The 3,675-nt window shown below is 57.8% G+C and carries 4 protein-coding genes; 2 read left to right on the forward strand and 2 right to left on the reverse strand.

Annotated features, from left to right (window positions below):
- Both WCG50_RS18165 and WCG50_RS18170 read right to left on the reverse strand, forming a co-directional pair.
- Window positions 1–551, reverse strand: a 551-nt coding sequence (locus WCG50_RS18165; RefSeq protein WP_336901005.1) for a response regulator transcription factor, incomplete at its 3' end; no start/stop codon positions are given.
- A gap of 19 nt (window positions 552–570) precedes the next feature.
- Complete coding sequence (locus WCG50_RS18170) at window positions 571–1,608, reverse strand: histidine kinase (protein ID WP_336901006.1); 1,038 nt, start codon at window positions 1,606–1,608, stop codon at window positions 571–573.
- A gap of 96 nt (window positions 1,609–1,704) precedes the next feature.
- Here WCG50_RS18170 and argH point away from each other — a divergent pair, with 96 nt between their 5' ends.
- The gene (gene argH, locus WCG50_RS18175) at window positions 1,705–3,156 is read left to right on the forward strand and encodes an argininosuccinate lyase (RefSeq protein ID WP_336901007.1); all 1,452 of its coding nucleotides are present in this window, start codon (window positions 1,705–1,707) and stop codon (window positions 3,154–3,156) included.
- Window positions 3,157–3,326: 170 nt separating this feature from the next.
- A partial coding sequence (locus WCG50_RS18180; protein ID WP_336901008.1) for a phasin family protein occupies window positions 3,327–3,675 on the forward strand: 349 nt, incomplete at its 3' end.

Raw genomic sequence — 3,675 nt, forward strand, 5'->3', positions numbered from 1 at the left:
TCCTCCAGCTCCCCCAGTGAACCTTCCAGGATGTAGTGCTTGGACGCGGTGCGCACCGTGATGTATTTCAGTTCAGCCTTGAGGTAAAGCACTTTGGCCAGCGGCACCCGCTCGGTTCGGCCACGGTCCTGAATGATCAGAACTTCTTCAGGTAAATCGGGCTCTAGCCCCCGTCCCGCTTGCGCTAAGCGCTCTACTTTTTGCAGTGCCGCCTGCAAGCGCTCCAAGCGCACGGGTTTGGTCAGGTAGTCCACCGCTTCCAACTCAAAGGCCTGCACGGCGTGCTCGGCGTGCGCCGTCACAAACACCACGGCCGGCGGGTTGGGCAAGTCGCGCAGCGCTTGAGACAAAGTCAAACCATCGGCCCCGGGCATATGGATATCCAGCAGCACCACGTCGACCGGATTTCTCTGCAAGAACTCCAACGCCTGAGGGGCATTGGCCGCCTCGGCAACCACTTGAGTGCGGGGTGCGGTGCAGTCGCCCAGCAAGGTACGCAAACGCAGCCGTGCCAGCGCTTCATCGTCCACGATCAACACTTTCAATGACATGGCAGATTCCTTTTTGAATTCATGCAGGCACTTCGATTCGAACCTGATAAACACCGTCTTTCAAACCACACTGAAACTGGCCTTGCACATCATGCAACAGACCCAATCGATCACGCACATTGTCCAGCGCCACCCCATGACCAGGTTCGCCTTGACCCGATGGCACGGTGTTGGTGACCTTGATCACGACCGTGGAACCGCGCTTTTGGGTTGATATTTTGATCTGAGCACCCTGAGCGCTGGGCTCCACCCCGTGCTTGACCGCGTTTTCAACCAGCGGCTGCAACAGCAAAGGCGGCAATTTAGCCTCGGAGGCGGCCGGGTCCAGTGCCCATTCCACCTGAATGCGCTCGCCAAACCGGACTTGCTCAATCGCCAGATAGCGCTGGGCCAGGGTGATTTCTTCGGCCAGCGAAACGGAGTCACCCCGCTCGGTGAGCGCATGGCGAAACAGATCACTCAAATCTTCCAGCAGGGCTTCGGCCTTGGCCGGTTCGGCCCGCACCAGGGCAATGGCACTGTTGAGGGTGTTGAACAAAAAGTGCGGACGAATCCGCGACTGCAATTCACTGAGTCGGGCCGCGGTGGCCGCAGGCGTTTTGCCCTTGGCGCGCCACACCAAAGCCGCCACCAACACCGCCGACAACAGCGCCCCGCTGAACGCACTGGCCAGCCAGGGCGCTGCCTCCAGCAGGCCCACCATCGACAGCACTGTGCAGCCATAAACACCCGCCACCGCACCCAGCGCCACCCCCGCCACTTGTTGCACCGCTGGCCCCAGGCGCGCCAGTACTTTTTTGAGACTGCAGGCAGCAATCAGCCAGACCAGAGTCGCTGGCAAAGCGCCCCCGGTGAGCAGGGAGAGGCGCGTCAGCCAATCCATGAACGTGACAGCCCCAAACATGGCGCCCACGCCCACCACCACCTCGACAAACAGCACGGCCCGCAGCACCACGCCCACATGGCAGGCATCGAACACCAGCACCCGAACGGCGACCGGCGCAGACGACTCGGGAATCGATTCCTGGAAGACCGATAAAATTTGGGAATCTTTCATTAAAAATTTTGGTTTGCGCCTGATTATTGATGATCTGCCGCTTTAACCCCAGGCGCAGGCACCACGCGTGCCGCACTGCCTATTTTGATACTACTCATGCCACACAATCAATTCGACAAAAAATCAGAAGCCTGGTCAGCCCTTTTTTCAGAGCCCATGAGCGATCTGGTCAAACGCTACACCTCCAGCGTGTTTTTTGACAAGCGCTTGTGGCAGGCCGACATTGCCGGCTCACTGGCGCACGCCGAGATGCTGTGCACGCAAAAGATCATCACCACTGAGGACCACACGGCTATTCAAAGCGGCATGACCACGATTGCCGCCGAGATCGAATCCGGCGCGTTTGAGTGGAAGCTTGATCTCGAAGACGTGCACCTCAACATTGAAGCGCGCCTGACGCAGTTGGTCGGCATTGCCGGCAAGCGCCTGCACACCGGGCGCTCTCGCAATGACCAGGTCGCTACCGATGTGCGCCTGTGGCTGCGCAGTGAGATCGACCTGATTGGCGGCCTGCTCACTGACCTGCAAAAGGCGCTGATTGAAGTGGCCGAAAAGAATGTTGAAGTGATCCTGCCCGGCTTCACCCATTTGCAAGTGGCGCAACCGATCAGCTTTGGCCACCACATGCTGGCGTATGTGGAGATGTTCAGCCGCGACGCCGAGCGCATGAGCGACGTGCGCCGACGCACCAACCGCCTGCCGCTGGGTGCTGCCGCCTTGGCCGGCACCAGCTACCCGCTGGACCGCGAGCGCGTGGCCACCACCTTGGGCATGGTTGACGACAAAGGCCTGCCGCAGGTTTGCCAGAACTCGCTGGACGCCGTGAGCGACCGCGACTTTGCCATCGAATTCACCGCCGCTGCTTCGCTGTGCATGGTGCACATCAGCCGCTTCAGCGAAGAACTGATTCTTTGGATGAGCCAGAACTTCGGCTTCATCCAGATTGCCGACCGCTTCACCACCGGCAGTTCCATCATGCCGCAGAAGAAAAACCCCGATGTACCCGAGTTGGCACGCGGCAAGACTGGCCGCGTGGTTGGCCATTTGATGGGCCTCATCACCCTGATGAAAGGCCAACCTCTGGCCTACAACAAAGACAACCAGGAAGACAAAGAGCCGCTGTTTGACACCGTGGACACCCTGAAAGACACGCTGCGGATTTTTGCCGAGATGGTTGGCGGGCAACTCAACCCCACCACCGGCGAGAAAGAAGGCGGCATCACCGTCAAGCCCGAGGCGATGGAACGCGCCGCTTTGCGTGGCTACGCCACCGCCACCGATCTCGCGGACTACCTTGTGAAAAAAGGCCTGCCGTTCCGCGATGCGCACGAGACCGTGGCCCACGCCGTCAAAGCTGCCATCGCACACCAGGTGGACTTGTCAGAGCTGCCTTTGAAGGTCTTGCAGGAATTCAACCCGTCGATTGAAAAAGACGTTTATGAAGTGCTGAGCCTGCGCGGCTCGCTCAATGCCCGCGACATTCTGGGTGGCACGGCCCCTAATCAGGTGCGGATGCAGATTGCGCGTCACTTGAAGCGACTTGGTTAACACGGTCGGTTAGGTCTTCACCTCTAATATTTGCTGCATTGCAACATAAACCTTGCGCTGCCTCAATCTTTCCCTATAATTCAAACCATGCTGCACTGCAACATAAATTGCCAAGAGCCGCAGTTAACGAGTAGTCAGACTTTTTACCCCATTAATTTAAGGAAACTCACATGAACACCAACGCCGCACAATTTATCGAATCCAACAAAGCCAGCCTGAAAGCTCTCGAAAGCGCAACGACTCAAGCTTTTGCTGGTGTTGAAAAGCTGGTTGAACTGAACCTGGCCGCTTCCAAAGCTTCTTTGGGCGAGACTTTCTCCCACGTTCAAGCTGTTCTCGGCGCTAAAGACGCACAAGAACTCGTTGCTCTGCAAACCAGCATGATGAAGCCTTTGGCTGAAAAATCTGCTGCTTACTTTGAGCATGTCAAGACCATCGTGACTGGCAGCACTGCTGACTTCACCAAGTCTTTCGAAGCCAAGACTGCTGAAGCTCAAAAAGCTTTCGCTGGCGTGATCG

The sequence above is a fragment of the Rhodoferax sp. genome, assembly GCF_037143375.1.
Lineage (GTDB): Bacteria > Pseudomonadota > Gammaproteobacteria > Burkholderiales > Burkholderiaceae_C > Rhodoferax.